Annotated in this window: 22 protein-coding genes; 5 read left to right on the top strand and 17 right to left on the bottom strand. The window is 59.2% G+C overall.

Features of this window, described 5'->3' with window-relative positions; translation table 11 throughout:
* Positions 1-34 precede the first annotated feature (34 nt).
* Positions 35-910 carry a VOC family protein gene (locus tag ACFORG_RS03440; protein ID WP_386733995.1) on the top strand — a complete coding sequence of 292 codons (876 nt, stop codon included), beginning with the start codon at positions 35-37 and terminating at the stop codon, positions 908-910.
* On the opposite strand, the gene ACFORG_RS03435 is transcribed toward ACFORG_RS03440, so the two are convergent.
* On the bottom strand, positions 907-2,163 hold the full coding sequence (locus ACFORG_RS03435; RefSeq protein WP_386733994.1) for an NAD(P)/FAD-dependent oxidoreductase: 1,257 nt from the start codon (positions 2,161-2,163) through the stop codon (positions 907-909). The two genes, ACFORG_RS03440 and ACFORG_RS03435, sit on opposite strands and share 4 nt — an antisense overlap.
* A gap of 86 nt (positions 2,164-2,249) precedes the next feature.
* On the opposite strand from ACFORG_RS03435, the gene ACFORG_RS03430 reads away from it, so the two are divergent.
* Positions 2,250-3,833 carry a gamma-glutamyltransferase family protein gene (locus ACFORG_RS03430; protein WP_386733993.1) on the top strand — a complete coding sequence of 528 codons (1,584 nt, stop codon included), beginning with the start codon at positions 2,250-2,252 and terminating at the stop codon, positions 3,831-3,833.
* A gap of 119 nt (positions 3,834-3,952) precedes the next feature.
* Here the strand turns inward: ACFORG_RS03430 and ACFORG_RS03425 are convergent, their stop codons facing one another.
* The 3 genes from ACFORG_RS03425 to ACFORG_RS03415 all read right to left on the bottom strand — a co-directional run bounded on the left by ACFORG_RS03425 (position 3,953) and on the right by ACFORG_RS03415 (position 8,902).
* Positions 3,953-6,481 carry a cation:proton antiporter gene (locus tag ACFORG_RS03425; RefSeq protein WP_386733992.1) on the bottom strand — a complete coding sequence of 843 codons (2,529 nt, stop codon included), beginning with the start codon at positions 6,479-6,481 and terminating at the stop codon, positions 3,953-3,955.
* Positions 6,482-6,758: 277 nt separating this feature from the next.
* The gene (locus tag ACFORG_RS03420) at positions 6,759-7,007 is read right to left on the bottom strand and encodes a hypothetical protein (RefSeq protein WP_386733991.1); all 249 of its coding nucleotides are present in this window, start codon (positions 7,005-7,007) and stop codon (positions 6,759-6,761) included.
* Between the two features lie 35 nt (positions 7,008-7,042).
* Complete coding sequence (locus ACFORG_RS03415; protein WP_386733990.1) at positions 7,043-8,902, bottom strand: Na/Pi cotransporter family protein; 1,860 nt, start codon at positions 8,900-8,902, stop codon at positions 7,043-7,045.
* A gap of 232 nt (positions 8,903-9,134) precedes the next feature.
* On the opposite strand from ACFORG_RS03415, the gene ACFORG_RS03410 reads away from it, so the two are divergent.
* Positions 9,135-10,697: an inorganic phosphate transporter gene (locus tag ACFORG_RS03410; protein ID WP_386733989.1), complete on the top strand. Its 1,563-nt coding sequence runs from the start codon at positions 9,135-9,137 to the stop codon at positions 10,695-10,697.
* Between the two features lie 208 nt (positions 10,698-10,905).
* Here the strand turns inward: ACFORG_RS03410 and ACFORG_RS03405 are convergent, their stop codons facing one another.
* From ACFORG_RS03405 to ACFORG_RS03370, 8 genes are all read right to left on the bottom strand, one after another.
* Positions 10,906-11,073 carry a hypothetical protein gene (locus ACFORG_RS03405; RefSeq protein ID WP_386733988.1) on the bottom strand — a complete coding sequence of 56 codons (168 nt, stop codon included), beginning with the start codon at positions 11,071-11,073 and terminating at the stop codon, positions 10,906-10,908.
* A 42-nt stretch (positions 11,074-11,115) separates the two neighbouring features.
* On the bottom strand, positions 11,116-12,648 hold the full coding sequence (locus ACFORG_RS03400; RefSeq protein WP_386733987.1) for a HoxN/HupN/NixA family nickel/cobalt transporter: 1,533 nt from the start codon (positions 12,646-12,648) through the stop codon (positions 11,116-11,118).
* An 88-nt stretch (positions 12,649-12,736) separates the two neighbouring features.
* Complete coding sequence (locus ACFORG_RS03395; RefSeq protein WP_386733986.1) at positions 12,737-13,480, bottom strand: DUF3299 domain-containing protein; 744 nt, start codon at positions 13,478-13,480, stop codon at positions 12,737-12,739.
* Between the two features lie 48 nt (positions 13,481-13,528).
* Positions 13,529-13,939, bottom strand: coding sequence for a hypothetical protein (locus tag ACFORG_RS03390; protein ID WP_386733985.1), 411 nt, complete (start codon positions 13,937-13,939; stop codon positions 13,529-13,531).
* A 68-nt stretch (positions 13,940-14,007) separates the two neighbouring features.
* A complete protein-coding gene (locus ACFORG_RS03385) occupies positions 14,008-14,862 on the bottom strand; it encodes an efflux RND transporter periplasmic adaptor subunit (protein ID WP_386733984.1) in 855 nt (284 codons plus the stop codon).
* A gap of 234 nt (positions 14,863-15,096) precedes the next feature.
* Positions 15,097-16,488, bottom strand: a complete 1,392-nt coding sequence (locus tag ACFORG_RS03380) for a metal-dependent hydrolase family protein (protein ID WP_386733983.1) — start codon at positions 16,486-16,488, stop codon at positions 15,097-15,099.
* Between the two features lie 68 nt (positions 16,489-16,556).
* A complete protein-coding gene (locus ACFORG_RS03375; protein WP_386733982.1) occupies positions 16,557-17,948 on the bottom strand; it encodes an amidohydrolase family protein in 1,392 nt (463 codons plus the stop codon).
* Positions 17,949-18,016: 68 nt separating this feature from the next.
* On the bottom strand, positions 18,017-19,399 hold the full coding sequence (locus tag ACFORG_RS03370; protein WP_386733981.1) for a metal-dependent hydrolase family protein: 1,383 nt from the start codon (positions 19,397-19,399) through the stop codon (positions 18,017-18,019).
* Positions 19,400-19,538: 139 nt separating this feature from the next.
* On the opposite strand from ACFORG_RS03370, the gene ACFORG_RS03365 reads away from it, so the two are divergent.
* Complete coding sequence (locus ACFORG_RS03365) at positions 19,539-20,519, top strand: helix-turn-helix transcriptional regulator (RefSeq protein WP_386733980.1); 981 nt, start codon at positions 19,539-19,541, stop codon at positions 20,517-20,519.
* 234 nt (positions 20,520-20,753) lie between these two features.
* On the top strand, positions 20,754-20,972 hold the full coding sequence (locus ACFORG_RS03360) for a hypothetical protein (RefSeq protein ID WP_386733979.1): 219 nt from the start codon (positions 20,754-20,756) through the stop codon (positions 20,970-20,972).
* A 54-nt stretch (positions 20,973-21,026) separates the two neighbouring features.
* On the opposite strand, the gene ACFORG_RS03355 is transcribed toward ACFORG_RS03360, so the two are convergent.
* From ACFORG_RS03355 to ACFORG_RS03335, 5 genes are all read right to left on the bottom strand, one after another.
* The gene (locus tag ACFORG_RS03355) at positions 21,027-21,599 is read right to left on the bottom strand and encodes a cob(I)yrinic acid a,c-diamide adenosyltransferase (protein ID WP_386733978.1); all 573 of its coding nucleotides are present in this window, start codon (positions 21,597-21,599) and stop codon (positions 21,027-21,029) included.
* 86 nt (positions 21,600-21,685) lie between these two features.
* Entirely contained in the window at positions 21,686-22,516 is an 831-nt protein-coding gene (locus tag ACFORG_RS03350; RefSeq protein WP_386733977.1) for an SDR family NAD(P)-dependent oxidoreductase, read from the bottom strand.
* Between the two features lie 60 nt (positions 22,517-22,576).
* The gene (locus ACFORG_RS03345; RefSeq protein ID WP_386733976.1) at positions 22,577-23,002 is read right to left on the bottom strand and encodes a MaoC/PaaZ C-terminal domain-containing protein; all 426 of its coding nucleotides are present in this window, start codon (positions 23,000-23,002) and stop codon (positions 22,577-22,579) included.
* Positions 22,999-23,505, bottom strand: coding sequence for an FAS1-like dehydratase domain-containing protein (locus tag ACFORG_RS03340; RefSeq protein WP_386733975.1), 507 nt, complete (start codon positions 23,503-23,505; stop codon positions 22,999-23,001). Before ACFORG_RS03340 ends, ACFORG_RS03345 begins: the two co-directional genes overlap by 4 nt.
* A gap of 68 nt (positions 23,506-23,573) precedes the next feature.
* Positions 23,574-23,978: an AMP-binding enzyme gene (locus ACFORG_RS03335; protein WP_386734112.1), complete on the bottom strand. Its 405-nt coding sequence runs from the start codon at positions 23,976-23,978 to the stop codon at positions 23,574-23,576.
* Positions 23,979-24,060: the final 82 nt, after the last annotated feature.

Here is a 24,060-nt window from a genome sequence, read left to right as displayed (position 1 = left end):
GTCAAAGACTGCCCAAACACACAGGAGACTGCCCATGAATGCCGCAAATATCCCTGGTCCCGGATCGATAACGCTGGACCATAGCGGCAGTTTCGTTACCGACCCCGAGGCCGCGCGCATCGCGCTGGCAGAACTGGGCTTTATGGTGACGCCATGGTCGGCGCAGGTGCAGCCCGATCCGGACACGGGCGAAATGCGTCTGACCGGTACAGGCAACATCTGCGTCATGCTGTCCGAAGGTTACCTCGAGTTTCTTGCGCATACCGCCGATACACCGCTTGGGCTGGAATTCCGGGCCGCGCTGGAGCGTCGGGCCGGCTTGCACCTCGCCGCCTTCGGCAGTGCCGATGCCGCCGCCGAACATGCCGCATTGTCCGCTCGCGGGGTTGACATGCGCCCGCTGGTCCATTTTTCACGCGAGATCGACACCGAAACCGGCCCCGGCAATGTTGCCTTTACGGTCGCACGTCTTGCTGCCGGAACCATGACAGAGGGCCGGGTGCAGATCGTCACGCATCACAGCGTCCCCGCGATGTGGCAAGACCGCTGGGTCCGGCATCCCAACGGGGCCATCGCCCTCCGATCGATGATCGTCTCGACGCCCGATCCCGAGGAAACTGCGGCACGGTTTTCCCGCGTCCTGAATCGACCGGCGACCCCGAATGGCGACGGGCTGCTGATTGATCTGGATCGGGGTGCGCTCGAGATCCTGCCCGAGGCCACTGCAACGCACCTTGTCGGTACGGTGGTCGATCCGGGCCAATCCTGCCTTGTCGCGCTGCGCATTGTGGTCGGCGACCTTGCACCGTTCCGCGACCGGTCCGGCGCGCGGATGCTGGACGACGGCACACTCGCCCTGCCTTTTGCCCCCGCCCTTGGGCGCGGATGCTGGGTGTTCGAGCGCACCTAAGCGAAGCGCGCGGCGGCAAAGGGCGCAAGGTCGATCCCCGGTGCCTCTCCGGTCACCAGCTGGGCGACCAACTCGCCCGTCCGCGCCGACCCGACAAGACCGACATGGCCATGACCAAAGGCGTGGATCACACCCCCAAGCCGTGCCTGCCCGATCACCGGCAGCCCGTCGGGCGTAGAGGGGCGCGAGCCCAGCCAGACCCTTGCCTCACCCACGTCGAGCCCGGGAAAAACCTCGGCGAGATGTTTGCGCAGGATCTCGGCCCGCCGCCAGTCGGGTGCTGCATCGACGTCCGCGATCTCGACCTGACCGGCAACTCGGATGCCATTTTCCAAGCGACTGATGACGACCTTGCGATCCCCCACCATGATCGAGCTGCGCGGCCCCGGCAGGTTGCCGCCCCCCTCGACCATGACGTGATAGCCCCGCTCAGCCTCCAGCGGCACCCGATCCCCGGACTGACGGGCCAGCGCGGCTGACCGTGCGCCGCTGGCGATCACCGCCGCGTCGCAGGCGATGTCGCCCTGAGTGGTGCGTACGGCAACGAGGCGACCCGCCTTTTCATGAAACCCTGTCGCGCGCGCCGCGACATGTCTCCAACCCCGCGCAATGGAATGGGCAATCAATCCCGCGCAATAGGCACCGGGGTTCAAGCATTGGCCCGCCTCCGGCACAAAGATGCCAAACCGGTAACCGGGCGCAAGGTCAGGCTGGCGCTGCGCCAGTTCCGCGCCTTCGATTTCCTCATGGACTATCCCCAACTCAGACCGGATGCGCCAGGCCAACGCCTCAGCCTCGAAGCCGGAGCGATCGGGATAGACATGCATCAACCCCGAATTCGCATCTATCAGGTCGGGCAGGCCCGCCCGCCCGGCCACCTCGGCATGGCGCTGCGGCGCTGCGGCCAGCAATGTGCGCAGGGCTGCCGCGGTCTTGCGCAGCTTCTCTTCGGTCGAGGCCGAAGCGAGATAGCGCCACAGCCACCCTGCTGCGCGCGGCAGGTGGCCGGGCCTTATGCGCAGCGGCCCCATCGGATCGGCCAGCCAGCCGGGCACCTGTCGCCACACACCCGGCGAGGCTGGCGGCAGAACCGAATGCGAAGAAAGCCACGCCGCGTTGCCGTAACTCGCCGCCTGCTCACCGCCGGGAGGGCCGGGGTCGACCAGCACACCCGTCACCCCGCGTTCGGCAAGCTGGAAAGCAGCATGGGCACCGACCACCCCTGCCCCGATAATCACGACTTCCGCCTTCATCGCGTGTCCTTTCCGCTGGTGGTCAACGCGATCAATTCTGTATACATCCGTGTGGACGAATACAATTGCCCGGACAGGAGAGCCGCATGACGCTCAGATACGAACCCGTCTATCCCTCGCGCCGTTCCGCCGTTCTGGCCGACAATGTCGTGGCGACGTCTCAGCCCCTTGCCGCACAGGCCGGGCTGGAGATGTTGCGGCGCGGCGGCAATGCCGTCGATGCCGCCATTGCCACAGCCGCGGCACTGACCATCGTCGAACCGACCGGCAATGGGCTTGGCTCGGACGCGTTCTGCATTCTCTGGGACGGCAGCCAGTTGCACGGCCTCAACGCCTCGGGCCGCGCGCCGGCGGCATGGACGGCCGAACGCTTCCCGGACGGGATGCCACGTCGCGGCTGGGACAGTGTCACCGTGCCCGGTGCCGTCAGCGCTTGGGTAGACCTGTCGACCCGGTTCGGTTCGCTCGACCTTGCGACCCTGCTGGCCCCGGCGATCCGTTACGCCGAAGAGGGCTTTCCCGTCTCCCCGGTGATCGCCGCATTGTGGGAGAAAGGGGCCGAGACACTGAAGGACCAGCCCGGATTTGCCGAAACCTTCATGCCCCGCGGGCGCGCGCCCCGCGCTGGCGAAAGGTTCCGAAACCCCGGTGCCGCCCGGACGCTGCGCGCCATCGCCGAAACCGGGGGCCGCGCCTTTTACGAGGGCGAGATCGCAGAAGAGATCGCTGCATTCGCTGAGGCCCATGGCGGCGCGATGACGGTCGAGGACCTTGCCGCGCACCAGAACGACTGGTGCGGGACGGTCAGCCAGGGCTTTGACGACGTCACCCTTCATGAGATCCCGCCCAATGGACAGGGCATTGCCGCGTTGATGGCGCTGGGGATGCTGGACCATACCGACATCCGCGACCACGGGCCGGACGATGTCGCGGCGATCCATCTTCAGATCGAGGCGATCAAGCTCGCCTATGCCGATCTTCACCGTTTCGTCGCGGATCGAAACCATATGTCCGATGTGCCAGAGACCGCGCTGCTGGACCCCGGCTACCTGCGGTCGCGCGCCACGCTGATCGACCCGGCCCGCGCGCAGGATCATGGCCCCGGCGCCCCGAAACGCGGCGGTACGGTGCTGCTGAGTGCTGCCGACGCATCGGGCATGATGGTCAGCTTCATCCAGTCAAATTACATGGGGTTCGGCTCGGGCGTGGTGGTTCCGGGCACCGGCATCTCGATGCAGAACCGTGGTGCAGGTTTCACATTGGAAGAGGGTCACCCGAACCGCGTGGCCCCGGGCAAGCGGCCATTCCACACGATCATTCCGGGCTTCATCATGAAAGGCGACCAGCCGTTGATGGCCTATGGCATGATGGGCGGTCCGATCCAGGCCCAGGGCCATCTGCAACTTCTGCTCAGAACGCAGCTTTGGGATCAGGACGTACAGGTTGCCGCCGACGCGCCGCGCTGGCGGATGATCTCGGGTCTCGACATCGCGTGCGAACCTGACCTCGGCGCGATCGAAGGGCTGCGCGCCATGGGCCACAAGGTGCAGGTCGAGGCACCGGACAACGCGTTCGGCTTTGGCGGCGCACAACTGGTCCAGCGCCTGCCGGGCGGTGGTTATGCGGCGGGCTCGGATCCACGCAAGGATGGCCAGGCAATCGGGTTCTGAGCGCCGGCACACGCCGCGCAGGGCGATCTTAGCAAATCAACGGCACTTGCGCGGTCATAAACAGCGCAAGTTAAAGAGCGCCGGACATGACCGCGAGCCGCAAGAGCAATCTGTCGACTTCAACCCGACGTCTCCGTATCGGAGAGCGGGCTGTCGGATAGCAGCGCATCGGGGTCAATCCCGCGCTTTTTGGCGCTTTCGCGGACGGCCTGCCGGATCGGCTCACTTCGGCGCAACAGACGGCGGAACCTGTCTTCGTCAAGGATCAGCAACGTGGTAGGTGCAATTGCGCGCACCTCTACCCGGCGGGGGCTGCGCATCAGGATCGCCATCTGCCCGAACATCTCGCCCCGACCAAGAAGCCAGCTTTGCCCCGCGCTTTCCAGCTCCACCGCCCCCGACGCGATGAAGAACACGCGCTTGCCCACGCCATCGCGCGACAGGATCACATCGCCGGGATTGACGTAACGCGTCTTGAGCGCCCGCCCCAGCCGCCGCAGCGCCCCAGCATCGAGGTTGGCAAAAAAGGGAAATTCCCGGATCAACTCGTCCCGGCGCAGCGCGATATCCAGTCGGGGACGGTCTTCGGCCCCTGCGCGGCGCCGCGACAGACCCTCCATCAGGGCGGTATGCACCTCGGCCCCGATCAACCCGTCCTCGCGCATGGTGTCGTATTCGCGCTCCTCCAGCCGCAGGGCGGTACGCCGAATAAAGCGGCGCTCCAGCTCTTCGGCATAGCCGGGATATTGCAGGCGCAACCCTTCGAGCGCGGTTTCGACCGCTTCGGTCCGTCGGGCCAGCAATTCATGCAGCAGATCGGCCACCCGACGGCCGTGGATGCGCCGGATACGTCCGTCGATAAAGGCACCGAGATCGCGCAGGATCAGGCGCTGCGAAAGCAAGTGCTCGAACCGGTCGGCCGTCATCCGCGCCAGAGGAAGCGACACGCGCAGCCTGTTATGCAGTGCAACCGCCAAGCGGAAGCCCCGGCCATAAGCCACGATGCCCCGCGCCGCACGCTGGTATCCGCTGCGTCCACCGCTGCGCGCTCCTTCGATCAACCGGTCGGCATCCGACAACAGCCGTTCGGACATGCGCGCCGAGACCGTGCGTTCGCGCACGCGGGCCAGTACGGTATCGCGTTCGTGACCTGCCAGCGCGATCAGGCCCAGCGTGATACGGTCACGGTCCAGGATGTCCTCGCTGTCCTCGGCGCTCTTGACGGACACGTCCAGCCGCTCGGCAAAACGCTTTGCCTCCGAGCGGACGATCTCGCGCGTCAGCTCGTAATTCTCGGTGGTGCGCGACACGTCCTCGCGCACGGTCTGAAGCGCGACGGCCACCACCTGGCGCGACAGTGCCTCGTCCAGGGGCGACAGACGATCCAGGCCCAGCCAGCCGATGACCCGGCGCAGCGTGGTCCCCTGCACGATCAGCGTGAACAGGGTAAAGCCGGTGGCAAGAATGCCCACCACGCGCTTGACCTCGACCGGGACACGGAAACTCTCGGTCACTGCCAGGGCCAGCGCCAGCGTGACCGCCCCGCGCAGACCACCCCACAGGATCGCGACGCGATAGGGTCGTTCCACCGGCGGTGAAACCCGCAGCCGAGCCATAAGCGGCAGCAGCACGAACAGGATCACGCTGCGTGCGGCTATGGCTGCCAGAACAACGACACCGATCAGGCCGATATCGGACAGGCGAACCTCCTCCAACAGGCGGGGGATCAACAGCGCAGCAAGGATAAAGATCAACGCCCCGGCCCAATGCGCCAACAGGTCCCACACCTCTCGAAGGTACGCCCAGGCCTGCGGTGGCATCCGCCCCGGCCCGGTCAGGTTCAGCGTCAGCCCCGCCGCCACCACGGCGATCACACCCGAGGCGCCGACGGTTTGTTCCGCCAGAACGAATGCCAGGTAGGGCAGCGCGACCGAGATCGAGATCTGCGCCATCGCGAACCGGTTGAACAGCGCCATGATCCAGACCGCCACCCGCGCCGCGACCCAGCCGGTAATGGCGCCTCCCACGATCAGAACCGGAAAGCGCGACAGCGCGTCGCCCAGTTCAGGATCGGGCACGCCCAGCATGACATAGCCCATGAACAGGCCGAACAACGCGATGGCCGCGGCGTCGTTGAGCAGGCTTTCGCCCTCGATGATGCGTGCCAGCCGCCGCGGGGCCGAGATGGATCGAAAGATCGACACCACCGCCGAGGGATCAGTGGTCGAGACGATGGACCCGATCAGAAGGCAGGCCACCAGTGGCAAGGCGCTGGCCCAGTAAAGCGCATAGCCCACGCTGAGCGTCGCCACCACCACCGCGACGACCGCCAGCACCAGGATCGGCACCCAGTCGTCCAGCATCCGCCGCAGGTTCATGCCGATCGTGGCCTGGAACAACAACGTCGGCAGGAAGACGTAGATAAAGACGTTGGACCGGATCGGCAGGCCAAGTATCGCACTGGCCACGGGATTCAGCGCGTCGGTCAGATCGGTCGCCAGAAAGAACGCAGCCCCCACGCCGATCAGGATGCCCAGAACCGCCAGGATCACGCTGTACGGCAGCCGCAGCCGGTCCGCCAACGGCTCGGCCGCGCCGATCACGAAGAACAGCGATGCGATGACAGTGGTGACGACGACGATATCCATGCCGCCGGGTTACCCGAAACTCGCCCCGGTTGGCATCCCCAATCGCTCTCCCGACCGCCTGCCGTGCATTTGGTCGCGGGTAACGCGCTCTGCCGCGGGCGTTCGCACCTGCCAAGCGACACGACCCCGCAAAGCATCTGAAGCGCAATGCAGCGCCACCCCAAAGAAAGCCCCAAGGGATCAATCAACCCAAGCACTGATGCACCTTGGATCGCCTAACGGTAGGCCTGTCTGGGGCTTTGCGCCGGAGAACAACCAGTCGAACCGCGACAGACGTTTATCCGAGCTCCTTCAACAGCCACTCGGCACGTTTTTCCTGGGCACGGGCGACTTCCAGCTTTCTTTCCAGCCGGGTTCGTTTGTCCGTTGACCTCGCAGAGTCAATCTCCGCTTCCAGCTCGGCGGACTTCTTTCGAAGCCTCTCAAGCACTTTCCGGACATGGGCGGGCTTGATCTTGCTCGCCTTGCCACTTTCGAGGCGCTCGTTGTAGTCGGCCAGTTTCACAGCAAGCTTCTTCAGGCCCATCTGTGGATCTCCGATGCTCTCGGTTGCATTCCACCCTAGTCCTTTTTCATGACGACCCGGTGACGGTTTTCCTCCGCCCGCAGGTCATCGGTATGTTCCACGCCGGCCTGGGGTTCGATCAGTTCGTCCTCTTCAAGCGAGAGGATCTGTTCGACCTCGGCAATGGCGTCGTCGCGTTCCCTGTAGTAACCGCGCGCCGCATCGATCAGGTCGCGCATGGCACTGTGCGCATATCCGGCGTCGTTCAGAAACGAGGTTGCCGCAGTGGCGCTCAGACCTCCGCTTCGGATCAGGGCATCGACCCGATCCGTCGTCGAACGTGCCGCATCTTCGACTTCGACCCTCTCCTGATCGAGCCACAGAACACTTCGGTCTTCGGGCGCGGCAAGGCCCAGTTCGTGGATCTCGGCGGTGATCCGGGCGATCTCGGTGCGCAACCCGTCGTAAAGATCGGTAACGGACCCTTGTGGATGCGTCGTGTAGCGCAGGATGTTCTTTCGCAGGTGTTTGACCGACTTCACCGCCTGAACCACATCGCTCGAGATATCGCGCAAGGCGTAAATCGAGTTGGCTGTATCCCGGGTGAGATGCTTGTCGCCGGCACGGGTCGCGAACTCTACAATCGCCGAGTAAAGCGTTTTCACGTGATGCTCATAGCCCTCGTCGATGTCGAACTCGATGGGTGTCCGGCTTCGGCGCACTGTCCCCGCGATATCATCGGTCGAAAAAATGTCTTCGCGGTGGAGGTTCAGACCGTGCAGGATCAGACCGACAGCATTGTCATAAAGGTGAAGAACCTCTTTTCTGAGAGCAATCTCAAGCGTCTGCGGGAAATCGTCGACAGCCTCGTTCAGGAAACGGGGGCGGCTTACATCCGGCAGGGGTTCAGGGATGCGGCGTTCGAGGAATGCGACCAGCCTTGTCAGCAATGGCAGCATCATGGCGACACCAAGCACGTTGAATATCGTATGAAAGACGGCCAGTTTCATCGCGAAATCGTCGGCTGCGATCCCGATACTCGCACTGATCCAGTCCACGGCTTCGCGCAGCGGCGAGATCAAGGCAAGGGCGACAATGGCGGTCGACAGGTTGAAGATGAGATGAGCAAGCGCCAGGCGCCTGCCCTGAAAGTTCGCACCGATCGCGCCGATGATCGCCGTGATCGTGGTGCCGACGTTCGAACCAATCGCCAGCGCAAGCGCGTTGTCGTAACTGATCTGGCCCGCCGCAAGGGCGGTGAGGATCAGAACCATCGTGGCATGGCTGGATTGCATGATGACAGTCGCCACCGCGCCGATCACGGAATAGACCACCAGCCCGATCAAACCGGGCAGAGCGAACCTAGTCAGGTCGATGTGATCCTGGACCGCCTCGAAACCTGTTTTCATGTAGTGGATGCCGAGAAACAGAAATCCGAGGCCGGCAAGCGCGTAACCGGCCCCCCGCAAAAGCTTCGATTTCTGGAACACCAATATGATGCTCACGGCAATCATTGGCATTGCGTAGGCCGCGATGTTGATCTTGAGTCCCAGCCCAGCCACTAGCCACGCGCCGGTGGTCGTTCCGATATTGGAACCGAAAATGATGCCGACCCCGCCGATCAAGGAAATCAGCCCGGCGCTCAAAAACGAAATGGTGATTATCGAGACAAGCGAGCTGGATTGCAGAAAGGTCGTCGAAATGATCCCGAATGTCAGCGCCTTGGGCGTCGACCGCGTCGCCCCTTCCAGCACCCGCTCCAACGTACCGCCGCCAAAAAGCTTGAACCCATCCTCGAGCATGAGCATGCCAAACAAGAAAATCGCGACGCCAGCCGCGATTTCCTGCACTTCGGGGCTGAACCAAAAGGCCAAAAGAATGGCGCCGATGGCAACCGGAAGGGCATAGCGGCTCATTGTCGGCCCCCGGTCCCCGGCTCCGCCCCTTGCTTTGGCAACGGGCGGCCTCCGGTCCATGCTCGTATCTGATCCGACCTATCTTTCAGCGGACAACCTCATCTCGTTCAATGACGCCATGGAGACATATTGATCTTAATATGTGTCGTCCTTGACCTGCGTCATTTGCGATTCTGCTCAATGCGTGATCATGCCATCAGCCATCGAAGCAGCAAGGGAGGACTGCGTCTTGATGAGAACGGAAACCGTCGAGTCCGTCGTTCAACGGAACCGGGGAGAACTTTTTCGGTTTGGGACCGCGTTGATTTTCATCGTCGGGATCATGCTGTTCGCCATTGTACGCATAGATGGCGGGGTTGACGGAACTCTTCTTGTCGTTGCCGCAATGATCGGCGGTTACATGGCGATGAACATCGGTGCGAACGATGTGGCAAACAACGTTGGCCCCGCAGTGGGGTCTCATGCCATTACTCTGACTGGTGCGATTATAATAGCAGCCTTTTTCGAGGCTGGCGGCGCGCTGATTGCCGGAGGCGACGTTGTCGGAACCATCAAGAGCGGCATAATCGATCCTGATTTGGTCGCCGATCGGGACACCTTCATTTGGTTGATGATCGCCGCGCTTCTGGCAGCGGCGGTATGGCTCAACTTCGCAACCGCCATCGGCGCACCGGTATCAACGACACATTCCATCGTGGGCGGCGTTCTTGGCGCGGGTATCGCAGCGGCCGGCTGGAGCGTTGCGGACTGGTCTGTCGTCGGCCAGATCGCAGCAAGCTGGATTATCTCACCGGTGTTGGGCGGATTGATCGCAGCTGCCTTTCTGTACCTGATCAAGCACACGATCACCTATCAAAGGGATGTGCTGGATTCCGCGAACCGAATGGTGCCTGTTCTGGTTGCTATCATGGCGTGGGCTTTTGCAACCTACCTGATGCTCAAGGGCGTCAAAAAGATCGTTGCGGTCCCATTTCCTCTGGCCGTCCTGATTGGAGCAATACTCGCCTTGGCGGTCTACTTGGTCATGCGGCCTCATATTGCGAATATGACCTCGACGCTTGAGAACGACAAGTCCAGCGTCAACGAACTCTTTACCATCCCATTGATCTGTGCTGCCGCCCTTCTGAGCTTCGCCCACGGGGCGAATGACGTTGCCAACGCAGTAGGGCCACTGGCTGGTATCAACGAAGCCATCGTTTCAGGCGGCATTTCCACGAAGGCCGGCATCCCGCTTTGGGTCATGGCCGTAGGTGCCGTGGGTATCTCGTTGGGATTGGCTCTTTACGGGCCAAAGCTCATCAGAACAGTCGGGAGTGAGATCACGGAACTCGACAAGATGCGCGCCTTTTGCATTGCCATGGCTGCAGCCATCACAGTAATCATCGCGTCACAATTGGGACTTCCCGTCAGTTCGACCCATATCGCGGTTGGTGGTGTCTTCGGCGTTGGCTTCCTGCGGGAATACATCAAGTCGAGCTACGCAAGAATGCTTGCCGAAATCCGCGAGCATCACGCAGATCACGACCCAGAGGCTGTTGAGGGCTTCCTTGCACGTTTCGAAGCTGCGGACGTTACTACGAAAGGCGAAATGCTTCGCCGGATGAAGGCACAAGCTGCCAAGGACAGACTACTCGCCAAACGGGAACGCCGGGGGCTTCGTCGTGTCCATCGGGTTGAACTGGTCAAGCGCAACCTACTTCTGCGCATAGCCGCCGCGTGGGTGATCACCGTCCCCCTCGCGGCAATTCTTGCTGCGATGTTCTTCTTCATGCTTCGAGGTATGCTTTTGCCGTGAGTGATCGAAGTTCTTTTGGACCCGACCGCTGACGTAGGGTGCAGCCTGGGCCGCTGCAGCGTCGGATTTCGCTGCGACCTGCGAAACGCCTGTGGCATGCTGCACGTTCCTATGACGAACAGCGAGTCGCCAGCTTCCGACATCTCGGAACCCGCCCAATCCTGTACCATGAGCATTATGTTCTTCAGATCGAGTTGCGAGATCGGGATCAATTGTAGTTGCTATGAAAGTGGAACGAACTGGCATCGTCGTGGACCGGCTTGTCGGACTTGCCGAAACCCAGCCAGTCGGGCGCGATGACGCAAGCTCCGGTCGCAGCGAAATGGACGTCCGCGCGAAAGCCGAACTGCGTGATCATCAGTTTCGTGAGCGACATATCGCCAGAGCCGAGGGAACAACCAAGTAAAATGCCGTGACATTAACTTTCTCCATCGGAATCTTTTTTGAAGGATGACTGCTCCGCCAGTGCGGTCCCGCGAACAGCGAGGTTGTTTTCGCCTGAAAACGTCATCCAAAACAGCAATAAGCCGATGATCAGAACGCAGGTCGCACCAGCCAACCGTGCGCCAGTCTCGAACTGCACACGCTTGGCATCGTTGGAACCGAACCGGCGCTCTGCCCAGCCGCGCCCCCAAAGGGCAGCGATCCCGATGGCTGACATCGAGGCTGCCATACCCAGTGAGATGGCCACAACCATGGCGATGGCCGGCCCCACGAGATCGTTAGCCAAGCCGAAGAGCATGACCAGCAGAGCGCCAGTACAAGGCACAATCCCAATGGCCGCCGCGACCCATCCGCTGCCTTTTGGACCTGACGCCGCGCTGCAGGCGGCACAGCCGGTATGGCCATGAGCCTCATGCGTATGACCATGCGCGTGGGCTTGGCAATCGACCGTTGATGCGCTTTTTCGCGCTCGAACCGATGCCAGAGCCTGCCACAGCATGAAGGCGCCAATCAGAACGATGAGTGCATAACTTCCCAAACGGATCGCGCGGTAATCCGAGGGCGCGGCACCTGTCGTCTGACGCACGGCGAAGTCCAGCAGAAAGACCAACACGACGGATGACAGAACATGGAACACCGCGATGCGCGTGCCCATCTTCAGGCCGCGCGTCAGACTGCCGCCGCTTCCGACGAAATAGGACACAATAACCGCCTTGCCGTGACCGGGGCCCAGCGTGTGCAAGGCGCCGTAGCCAAAGGAAATGAGGAGCGCAAAGACGAGCGCGTTCCAAGATCCGTTTTTGCCGAACGCCGTCATGCTGTCGGTAAAGAGGGTGCTGATCCAGATCTGTGCGCGTGCCGCGAGGGGCACGTCGCTTACGGAAGATGCGATCACCTTTCCGGGCTGACCGCCAAGAGTCGCCTCGGCCAGTGCGTACGATGCGGGAACATTCCGGCGCCCGTCGACCAGGAAGAGACTGCGGTCGGCCGGTTCGTGTTTGAGCGTGCCCGTTAGGCGGACCGCGTCGAATTCCCGCTCAAGGGTGAGCCCTTCCGGATAGGAAACATGAATGATCTGGTTGGGCGGCGGTGCCGGAGTGTGGATACAGGCCCCGACCCAAGGCACCAGCAGAAAGTCGACCACGCGCCCGTTCTCCATTGTGAGGGGCAGGACATATCCGTCGATCGTGATCCGAGTGTCCAAGATGTTCGACGCGACGTCGTAGGCAGTCTCTTCCCACTCTTCGACAACTACGCTTCCCGTCGCCAGCGGATCGAAGGGATTGATAGCCGGGATCGGTGCACTCGAACCACTCAGCGACGCCCCGCCCGTTCGAATGTGTCGATCCGCTTGTTCACTTGCCTCTCCAATCTGTCCCGGAACCAGCGTGTCCCACGTGACGACTGCAGATGTCTGCGCAGGGACACCGGTCGACATCATTACGGCCAACAGCAAGACCAGCAGCGTTAAGCCAAACCGCTTCAAATCCCTGGTCGATCTGTTCATCTTGAAACCCATTGCCAGTACGATGGCCACTATCGCTGCGAGGGGCAGAGCTGTTGCGAAGCGCAGAACTGGTATGACCAACCAATAATCATTGGCCTAACACCGAAGTTCGCGGCGTATCTCTCTGATTTTTTGCGACACCTACAGACCGATCGTTGGTCGCGACTGACTGCACTTCAGTTTTGCGACCAAAGGTTTCGACCTGGACCACATCCATCGAGAAAGTGGCACGCATAGGAACAAACCCGTCCACGACCACCATTCGCCTCTCCGAAGGGTCGATGTCAATTCGGCCAGTCACCACGACAGGCTCATGGATCATGGCCGGTTGCCAGCCATTGGTCAGGCGCAAGCGCACCATCTGATTTGGCGGCGGCGGCGGAACGTGACTACACATGCCCCGCTCGGGAACGAGATAGGCCATCGCTGTGCCATCTTCAGCCGGAGGCGCAGAAATGGCAAAACCGCCAAGTTTGACTGTCTCGCCGTCATAGGCTGGGTTTCCTGCCGCATCTGCCAGCTCTCTTTTTTCAGCTACAATCCAGCGTTGCGATATCAGCCAATCGGCGTCTAAACCTTGGGATGAAAGTGATGCTTTGACTTGCTGAAGCTCAGTTCCTGCTTTCGCCGACGGACTTCCGCCGTCTAACGCAGTTTGCAGTCGAACAATACGGCGAAGGTCATCAATCTGATCGTAGCTCAGGTCTCGGAAAGGATCCTCAAAGGATTGGGCACTTTCATCGATGAGATCGGACCAATCGATTTGATTTTCTTCAGCGGAAAGAGGCGAAAATCCAATAAGGATCGCGATAGTGATCAGGAAACGTCGCATCTCAGATTCTCTCTTTCGTCGGAGCTTTTGGTTGCCGAATGGCCATGCTCATTCAATCGGTGTCGTCAAATCCGGCACTCGTTTCAGCGCCTCGACCATGTCAGAGCTCGTCATCAGTTCGATAAATCTATAGTCTCTAAGGACACCCTGACTTAGCCTCGACAAGTACATGGCTTGGATCATCCCGGGGTCGTCCGGCAGCCGGACGGTGATGTAGTTTTTTCCGTCAGCCAGGCCCCAAAAATAACTGATCATCTCGCCGCCTATTGCGGCCAACGCAGCACCCATCTCCTTTTCTCGGTCGGTGGGATTGTCGATCATAATTATCCATGCTTCGGCAGACGGTTCGCCAACACCCAAATAGTATCGACTACGCTCTTCATCCGCCGTGACTGACTGCGATGACAAAAGCAACACCATTCCAAAAAACGCGAAAACTCCTCTTTTCTGGATATCCATTACAGTTCTCCAATGGTTAGTGACGCTTTGGCAAAATCGTATCCAGTTCCAGCGGCTTCTGATTAACATCATTCGACAAACCTCGACACTACAGTTACCTTTGCGCCCGGACGAAGTACCAAATCCGGGTTTGGAAACTCCGCCAGAACCTCAAGAGTTTGAGTTTCTTCGTCAATGCTAAAAGCCCCACCGAAGTATCGGCCTTTGTGCGGGTAGTCATCCCCGTTGGGTAACAGCAAACTCAGTTCCAGAGCTGCAAATCCCTCTTCGTCTGTTGCTAAAATTGAACGTCGCGCGAGAAACTGCTCGTAAGGTACTATTACGACCACATGGACAGGGTCGATGTCCGCGAGAAACGCAAGTGTCTGATCACGGTTTCGACCAGTATCCAGGTATTTGAACAGTTTTACAAAAGGCTCACTTATGACACCGGAAAACGGCGCTCTAATTTCTGTGAAACCGTAAGCAAGTTCTGCGCCATCGTAGATTAGTTCCGCACGTTCTACCGCGACCTCGGATATATCTCGTTGCGCTTGTATAAATTGCAACTCGGCATCCGAAATCAGTTCTTTCAGGAATAGTTGCGACTTTCGTTGCAAATCCGCCTCGACAAGGCGCAGTTGAGCCTTGGCATCCTTCAAAGCTGTCTCAGCCAGCCTTAATTCAATCGCCGGCGCGCGTTTACCGAACTCGAAAAGTAAGTCTCCTTCCTCTACATACTGACCGGCGCGAAAATGTATCTCTGTTACTGCATTATCCACCAGCGGCGACAACTCTGCCTCACGGTTCGGGCGCACGACGCCCTCGAAGAGAAGTGGCTCAACGCCAACCGCACGTTTTTCTTCGGCGACGACTGGAGAAAATGACAACGCCATCGAGCAAAGGGTATTCGCGGCAATGATGCGGAGGATCTTTGTTTGCATAGTCAATTTCTTGCTTTGCGCGTCGTTTGCGTCTTCGGTATTTTATTTTGGAGCGATGCTGCCATGCGCTGTTTTTCTGGAGGATTCAGGCAATCGCAACAGGAGCCAGTCAAAGTGCCTCCCAAACAACTATTGCTTTGATCGAGAGTGAATACATATCCACATTTCAACTTCTTCACTTCAGGTATGGAAAAAGTGCGCGGGGTGCCCGGGTCATTTCCTCCCGTGCTACACTCAATTGAGTGTATTCTTGTAAATTACACCGTCCTTCATGATCAGGCGGATCGTTTCTACTTCTTCACGTTCTGGCGCGTTGAACCACTCTGGATTTGCGCCAATGACGGTAATGTCTTCGAGTGGGTTCCCGTCGACCAGCAAAATATCGGCATAAGCATCCTCCTCAATCACCCCCAGCTTTTTGGGATACGGGTTTTGCTTGCCAGTCAGTGCCATCAGTTCGCCGGCGGTTGATGTCATGGCACGCAGCGCCCGAAGGTTGCCCACAAAATCAGCCAGCGTCCACTTTTCAAAGTCGATGCCACGCCGCAGATCGTAACCAAGTGTAAACACGAGATCCGTTTGGAAAACTACTTTCAATTCTGGATTGTCGTTCAGGACGGTTTTGAAATTCGCAACTCCATCCAGAAACTGCTTGGTTTTTACGTAAATCGGTGACCCTTCAGTTCCATAAAGCGGGTGCGTCAAAACCTCCTGAGTGCTACCGGCAAGGTTCGTCACAATGAACGCGCCCTTTTCAATAGCCAGTTTTGCTGTTTCGTCGGTGAGAAACTGACCATGCTCGATGGACAAGACGCCGTTGTTCAGCGCGCGCTGAATGTCATAGTCGTTATATACGTGCACCATTACATACGTGTCCCATGCCGCCGCGGCGTCTACGGCAGCACGGATTTCTTCCTCGGTCATTTGAGATGAGTGCAGGGGGTCTTTCAGAGATGACACGCCCCCCGACACCATGATCTTGATCTGAGAGGCGCCGAGCGACAGGTTCTTGCGCACCGCCGCAGTCACCTGATCCGCACCATCTGCATTTATCGAGATACCAAGGCGGTACAGATTGCTTTCGCTTTGGTCGAACTGACCGTAGGTCACAAAATCCTGGTGGCCGGATGTCTGACCAATCCATGCGCCAGAGGGGTAAACGCGTGGACCTTCGATGTAACCTTCATCAATGGCTTTCTTGAACCCGGGTCCGACGGCACCACCACCCGCTTCGCGAACGGTTGTGAAACCATTGTACAAGTGTTCTTTCGCGGCGTATGTCGCCATAGCACCGATGTATTGCCAATGCGTTTGCTCTGCCGCGGCGACACCGCCGGGAAGCTGGAACAGGAAATGCGTATGACTGTCGATCAGGCCGGGCATCAATGTGCGACCGCCGCCGTCGATGACGGTGGCATCTGGCGCTTCGATGGCATCGGTGGACACGGTCTTGATCAGGTTGCCTTCGACCAGAACGCTTGCATTTTCGATCCGCTGTTCGTTGATGCCGTCAAAAACATGGACGTTTGTAAACAAGGTTTGCGGCAGGGAGTCCTGAGCAAGCGCACCTCCGGCCGCCAGTGTAACAACACTGACGAATGCCATCACTTTGGTTCTCAGTTTCATGTTTCGGTTCTCCAATCCGCGTCATGAGGTTGATCCGGGGGCCGAGGCAAGCTTACCCAGCGCAACACTCAATCGAGTGTATTCTTGTAGATTACGCCGTCCTTCATGATCATCCGGATCGTTTCGAAACCGCGATCACGTGGCGGTGCGTCGAACCATTCGGGATTGGCACCCAGCACCGACAAGTCTTCCAGAGGATTTCCATCGACGACCAAGATGTCCGCATAAGCACCTGCCTCGATCACCCCGAGTTTATTGGGATAGGGGTTTCGTTTACCCGTAAGCTGAGCCAGTTCTCCGCCGGTAGATGTCGCTGCGACAAGAAAGGCGTGGTTGCCAAACAATTCAGCAAAGTAGTATTTCTCGAAATCCCGATGCGCCCGCCCGAAACTGATCGTCGAAAGAACCGTATCGACGTTGTGGACGATCTTGGGCCTGTACTTTTTTACATATTCGACAAGGTTTTCAGATCCGTCCAGATATGCCTCCAGCTTTGGCTTCACTGTTGGTTGTGCGTAATTGGGGTGACTCAAGAGCTGCGGGTCCAAACCGGCGACATTGATCGCCCAAAAAATTCCCTCATCGGCAATACGCTTCACTGTTTCCTCGGTAACCATTTGACCGTGCTCTATGGACTTAACTCCCGCATCCAGCGCCATGTTTACGGTTTCATCCGTGTAGGCATGAACGGTCGCATAGGTGTCAAAGAATGAGGCGGCCTCAACCGCGGCTGCGATTTCGTCGACTCTGTAGGCAACCGACCACAACGGGTCGAGCTCAGAGGAGACGCCGCCACCGGCCATGAGCTTGAGGAAATGAGCACCATGCGCGAAATTCAAACGCGAGGCCTTGCGCACTTCCTCTACGCCGTCGGCGATGTAAGAGAGGTTGAGCGTGTTGCCGACGTCATTGGAACCCATGTTGAACGTTCGCTGAACCGGATTGCGCCAGTCGCCGTGACCGGACGACGGCCCGATGGCCGCACCGGCCGCATAGATTCGTGGACCGTCAACCGTCCCCTGATCGATCAGTTCCTTCAGGCCGGCCCCCATGCCGCCTGTATCCCGAACTGTGGTGTAACCATCGAATAGATAGTCGCGCGCGTTTTCAGCGGCTACGGCACCGATCTGGTCCCATTTCGCTGCCTGCAATCCGGCAAAAGTCTGGAAAACCCCGGTTGCATAAAGGTGCGTGTGACTGTCGATAAGGCCGGGCATCAACGTGCGCCCACCGCCATCAATGACGATGGCATCCGGCGCATCGATGGGATCGGTGGATACGGTCTTGATCAGGTTGCCTTCGACCAGAACGCTTGCATTTTCGATCCGTTGTTCGTTGACGCCATCGAAAACATGGACGTTGGTAAACAGGGTCTTCGGCAGAGCGTCTTGGGCCAAGGCACCTCCAGCCCCCAGCGTGATAATGCTGACGAGGGTGATCACTGTAGATGCCAGTTTCATATTCCGGTTCTCCAATACGCGTCACAGGGGTGCGCGGGGTGCCGAGGGAAATTCACCCCGCGCGACACTCAATTGAGTGTATTCTTGTAGATCACACCGTCTTTCATGATCAGATCGATGTTGGCCTCGTAATCGACCAGCAATTCCACATCTTCGACAGGGTTGCCTTCGACCAAAAGCAGGTCGGCGTAAGCGCCTTCTTGGATCACCCCAAGCGGCCCTGCTTTGTAGGGATTGAGTTCGCCGGAAAGCGCCAGGAGTTCGGCTGCTTTGGACGTTGCCTGTTGCAGGATCTCATGGCTTGTCCAGACTTCGAGGCGATACTTGAACTCATCGTTTTGCCTGGTGAGGGCGACCGGGTCGCCAATAATGTCGGTCGAGAACGCAACATTCTTGATCCCGAAATCCTTGATCAGCCGCATCTGGTTGCGCGCTCCGGCTTGAACGCTGAGGAACTTCTCGCCTGACGCAGGTCCAAGTGCCTTGATCGCGGTTTGCTCATCGAGACCCAAAAGAGAATAGAATGGCACAATCCATGCATCCGCATCCTTTATGGCCTGAGCCCCGACTTCGGTCATCAGTTGGCCGTGTTCAATACTGATCACGCCCGCTTCAATCGACCGCACGATGGACTCGTCTGCATAGGCGTGAACCATCACATAGGTGCCCCAATCAGCGGCGGCCCGCACGGATGCCTCAAGCTCTTCCGGAAGCCCCTGAACGGTGTGTAACGGATCAACCTGAGAGGACACGCCGCCGCCAGCCATCACCTTGATCTGAACAGCGCCAAGACGCAGGGCTTCGCGGGTCGTACGCAGAGTTTCCGGCACGCCATCGGCCAGAAACTCCAGGTGCTGATTGAAGAACGACGGTTGCGCTCCCATGAAATTCGGGTGGGGTTCGGTGTAGACGCGATGTTCTCCATGTCCCGATGTCTGAGAAATGACCGGGCCGGATGCGTAAATGCGCGGACCAACAGCCTTGCCGCGCTCGATGGCCTTGTGCAGCCCGATCGCCGGACCACCGGCATCGCGCACGGTCGTGAAGCCCCGCAGAAGCATCTTTTCGGCTTCAATTGTGGAGACCGCCCCCCAATACATCCAATCAAAATTGTCTCTCAAGTCCGCAACGGGCTCGGTGACAGTCATATGCACATGCGCATCAATCAGTCCGGGCATTAAAGTCCGCCCACCACCGTCAATGATCTGCGCGTTAGCTGCCGCGAGAGGTTCAGCGGACACCTCGGCGATCAGGTTGTCCACGACCAGCACGTTGGCATTCTCGATCCGTTGTTCGTTCACGCCGTCAAAGACGTGGACGTTGGTGAACAGAATCGGGAAGCTCTCTTCCTGCGCCATAGCGGCCTGAGCACTCAGTCCGAAAATGGCAAGCGCGGCGACGCTTGAGGGCAACTTGCCTGCTATCCGCTTGCGATTGTTCTTGGCACACATCGGCATCCCCACCCCACTTTTGATTTGCGTTCCCACAAAATCTTAGCAACGTTTCGAAGTGTTTTGCATTGCCACCTCAGGACAAACAGATGCGCCTCAGTCTTGAAATGATAAGCGAACATCTATGCCGAAGAGTCCTATGAGCATTCCAACCATGGAGTCGGTATTCCTGTCGAAGGTCGTAGAACGCGCGGCATGCTTGGGTGCTGACAGCAGTGAAATTCTGCGCGGTTCATTACTTCGCACAGAAGTTCTGCAAGGGCCGAGCACGCCGATACCCTGCGCTTCTGTTTATCTGGCCTCAAGCCGTGCAGCTGAACTCTCTGGAAACAGATTTCTTTGTGCAGAACTGGGAGAGCAATACGACTGGAGTAGCGGGTTCGCCATGCCGCTCTCACTGGGAGAGCGCCCCAGTCTTGGAGACATGCTCCTCGCGTGGCTACAGTTCACTGAACATGTGCAGGAGTCCATGCGGTACCGCCTTACTGTAGAAGGTCACAAGGCACAGTTGTCCGGGCGACGTTTCGTGATGGCATCTCATCCCCCGGGTCAGGCCGACGCATGGGACCTTGCGTCCTGGGTGCAAATGTTTGGACGTCTGATCGGATCAACGTGGAAAAGCGCGTCAGTTGAAGCCGCAGTCTTTGACCCAAAGGCCATTCCAAGCCGCTTGATCCCGGAAGCGCAAGTCAAAGAGAGTGATGCTTGGGGTCTCGGTATCACCTTTCCATCCTCTTGGCTGATGGAACGGATCAAACGACCTGATTACGGCAATAAACCAGATTTGCATCTGTCTGACGCGGCCGTGGATTTAAGCCAATTGTTTGATACTTTGGACTACGCCTCTTGGCCGGGCAGTGACGGTTTTGCAAAGTTTCTCGGACTGCATCCGAAGGCATTCCAACGGTCGCTTGCGGAGCGCGGAACGAATTGCACCGCTCTGGTCGACGCCGCGAAATCACGCCTCGCCTCGAAGTGGGTCAGTGACCGTGAGATGCCATTCAACGAAATTGCAAAGCGTCTCGGCTATCGGAACCCCAGCGCGTTCACGCGAGCCTGCCACAGATGGTTTGGTTGCGCTCCGGACGAAATACGATCGCGGTCCGAACTAAAAAACTAAGCGCTCTCCCGGAAGTCGAGACCGCCGTGTTTAGCGTTTGATCGCGGTTATGATGCTGAGCAATGTGCAGTACTAATTCAAAACATGGGATGACGTCCTGACGACGTTACCGCGCGCCTGCGCTACATCATCTGCGCCGGTCTTACCCATGGGGAAGGCCTGCCTCCACACTGCCGAACCTTTCGCGAGCTTTGGGCTCTTTCGAACCGCAATGCAGTTTTCCACCAATGCCGCATGGAGCATTACCGGTGCTTCACGGAAAAGCTGTTCGGCTGCGCGATACAGGTCTCGCCCGACAAGGCGACCCGTGCGCGGATGATCTGCCTGCTGGTCCCGTATCTCGAAGGTTGCTTGATCACCGCGCCATCGCTGCCATCTGACGCCGACACTGTCGCGGATATGATTGCCGAACCCGCCCTGTCATTGGCGGACCGCCAGATGGACGATCGATAATCCTTGCGAAAGCTCCGCGTTATCATGCACCGATGGGGCTGATCGCAAACGAACTCACCGATTGGCGCCGGGAACCCACAACACGTCTTGGTTGCCGTTGTCATTGGCAACGCGCGCAGCGACGAACAGCCAGTCGCTAAGGCGGTTCAGGTATTTGACGGCAAGCGGGTTGACGTCTTCGATCTGCGCAAGTTCGACGGCCAGCCGTTCCGCCCGACGCGACACCGTGCGGCCCAGGTGCAGGTGCGCGGCCAGTGCCGACCCGCCCGGCAGGATGAAGCTGCGCAAAGGCGACAGCGCCTTGTTCATCGCGTCGATTTCGGTTTCCAGCCGGGTAACCTGCGTTTCCGCGATGCGCAGGGGCGGGTATTCCGCCTCTGGATCCTTGGCAATGTCGGGCCGGCAAAGATCGGCGCCCAGATCGAACAGGTCATTCTGTATCCGTTCCAGCCCGGCATCCATATCCCCGGTGGCGTACAAACGGGCCAGGGCCAGCGTCGCGTTCGTTTCATCGACCGTGCCATAAGCGTTCACGCGGGCGGCATTCTTGGCCACACGCTGACCATTGCCCAGTGCGGTATCGCCCTTGTCACCGGTGCGGGTGTAAATCTTGTTCAGAACGACCATAGGGTCCAATTCCCCTGCATTTCAGAGTCAAAGCCAACTCGGCTGCAATCGTGGTTCGCGGTGTTCGTCGCGCGGTTTCTGACTGCTCAAATCAGCAATCCACCCCCGATGACCAGAACCTGACCAGAGACATAGTTCGCCTCGGGCGCACACAGCAGGTAGACGCCGTCCGCGGCCTCCTCGGGCGTGCCGCCGCGCCCGAGCGGAACCTGCGATCCGAATGCTTCGGCGGCGGCCTTGGGTATTCCGACCCCGATGGCGTTACCATCGACGACGACCTGTTCCTTGACCTCTCGTGCTTCGGTCAGACGGGTTTCGATATACCCGAAGGCGGCGCAATTCACGTTCACCTTGTGGCGCCCCCATTCCTTGGCAAGCGTCTTGGTCAGGCCGATAACGGCCGCTTTGCCCGCGGCATAGTTCGCCTGACCGGGATTGCCCCCCAGCCCCGCGATCGAGGACACGTTGACGACCTTGCGAAAAACCTCTTCGCCGCGGGCTGCTTCCGCCTCGGCGCGTTTGCGGATATGCGGCGCGGCCGCACGCAAAACCCTGAACGGCGCTTTCACATGCACGTCCATCATGGCGTCGAACTGCGCATCGCTCATTTTGGCGAGATAGGTATCCCACGTATAGCCCGCGTTATTGACGACAATGTCGATCTCGCCAAAGGCATCCAGCCCTTGCTGGATGAAATGATCGGCAAATCCCTCCTCGGTGACGCTTCCTATGACCGGAAGCGCTGTGCCACCAAGGCCAGATATCGCCCCTGCAACTTCGTTCGCCGGCTCGCCGTCCAGGTCGTTGATCACGACATTGGCGCCCTCTCGGGCCAGCTTGAGCGCGACGGCGCGGCCGATACCGCGCCCCGCACCGGTAACATATGCCGTTTTTCCCTTTAGCCTCTGGCTTTCCATGATATTTCCTTCGGTTCTACGGCCAGCACATGACTTGCCTTTAATTTGAAACGGTTTCTACTAGGCCTCGACCACAACTTCTGCTCGCCCCGAAAAGGCCTTGAGCCCCCCCTCCAGGAACGCTTCCAGATCCAGGATTACGATTGTCTTCCCAGCGGCCTCGGCGCGCGCGGCAACCTTGCCGGTGAACCGCAGTTTCGAGCCGACGGGCACGATTGCGGTAAAGCGTGTGGACAGGCTTTGCAGTGCTTCGATGGAGGCCCAGTTCGATACCAGTCGACCAAACTGGGCCATTCCCAGCATGCCATGGGCAAACACATCGTCCTGTCCGGCCTCTTTGGCAAAATCGCTGTCGATATGTATCGGGTTATGGTCCAGTGAAGCGCCCGCATAGAGACAGAGCATCGTTCTGGTCACGGGACCGAAGGCCAGATCTCCAATGGTGTCGCCAACCTGAATCGTTCGCGGTGTCTTGATCTGGCTCATCGACTGGCAAGCCCTTTGAGATTGTGAATGAGAGCCCGCCTGCTATCCACGAGCAGTCCCCGTTCGGGATGCGCAATGGATGTCTGAAGATGCGCTATTTCGATGCGGCCACCCGTAGCCTGGGAAAACCCAAGGACCGTGGACTGGTGGGTGACGGTATCGCCGGCAAAAATCGGGCCGTGATAGGTGTATTTTTCCTCACCATGCAAAAGAAATCGGAAATCCGCTTTGATCAGCTGGTGGATATCCGGATCACCGTCTCGCGCCGTGTCCTGAAGGGCGGCCATGTCGATCACCGTCCCGAAAGTGGGTGGAGCAACGACATCCGGGTATCCTGCCGCCCGGGCTGCGTCGCGGCGCAAGTGAATGGAATTGGTTTCGCCGATCGCTTCGGAGAAAAGCGTCACGCGCAACCGTTCGATCACGATGTCACGGGGTTTCGTGGTTTGCCCTGCCGTGCCGCGATCAAAGAGGCAAACCGCGTTTTCAGTCGATCCCGTCATGGCGACTCCTGGATTTCGTATCGAAGAGGTGCTGTTTGCGCGGCACAACGCAGGCGTCAGTTGCGAGCTTATCCATGATGTCGGGCCTTCCGTTTCTTGAAGGCCCGAAGGTCGTGCGCGCGCGGCAATTGACGCGGGTCTTCGCCGTCTTTGAAAATCATGTGCTTGAGCACTTTTTGTGTTCCCGTCACCGGCAGATCATCGACGAAAACGATCCAACCCGGCGCCTTGTAGTAGGCGAGTTCGGAATACGCGTGATCAAACAGTGCCTTTGCCTGCCCCTTATCGCCCTGCGCGTGTTGCGCGACGACGCAGGCCATGACCTCCTCGTCGCGCAACTCGTCCTCGATCGCGATGACCGCGACCTGTGCCACCGTGTCATGCCCTTGCAGGCAGGCTTCGATCTCGGCCGCAGCGATGTTTTCGCCGGACCGCCGAATGATGTTCTTCTTGCGGTCAAAGAAAAAAAGCATCCCGGTGTCATCCTGGCGTACGGTGTCGCCGGTATGAAACCAGCCGCCGCGCCACGCCTTTTCGGTTGCTTCGGGCAGGTTG

This window comes from Lutimaribacter marinistellae (assembly GCF_042648365.1).
Lineage (GTDB): Bacteria > Pseudomonadota > Alphaproteobacteria > Rhodobacterales > Rhodobacteraceae > Lutimaribacter_A > Lutimaribacter_A marinistellae.
Note: the sequence above shows the minus strand (reverse complement) of the source record. Positions and strands in the feature narration are given on the sequence as shown.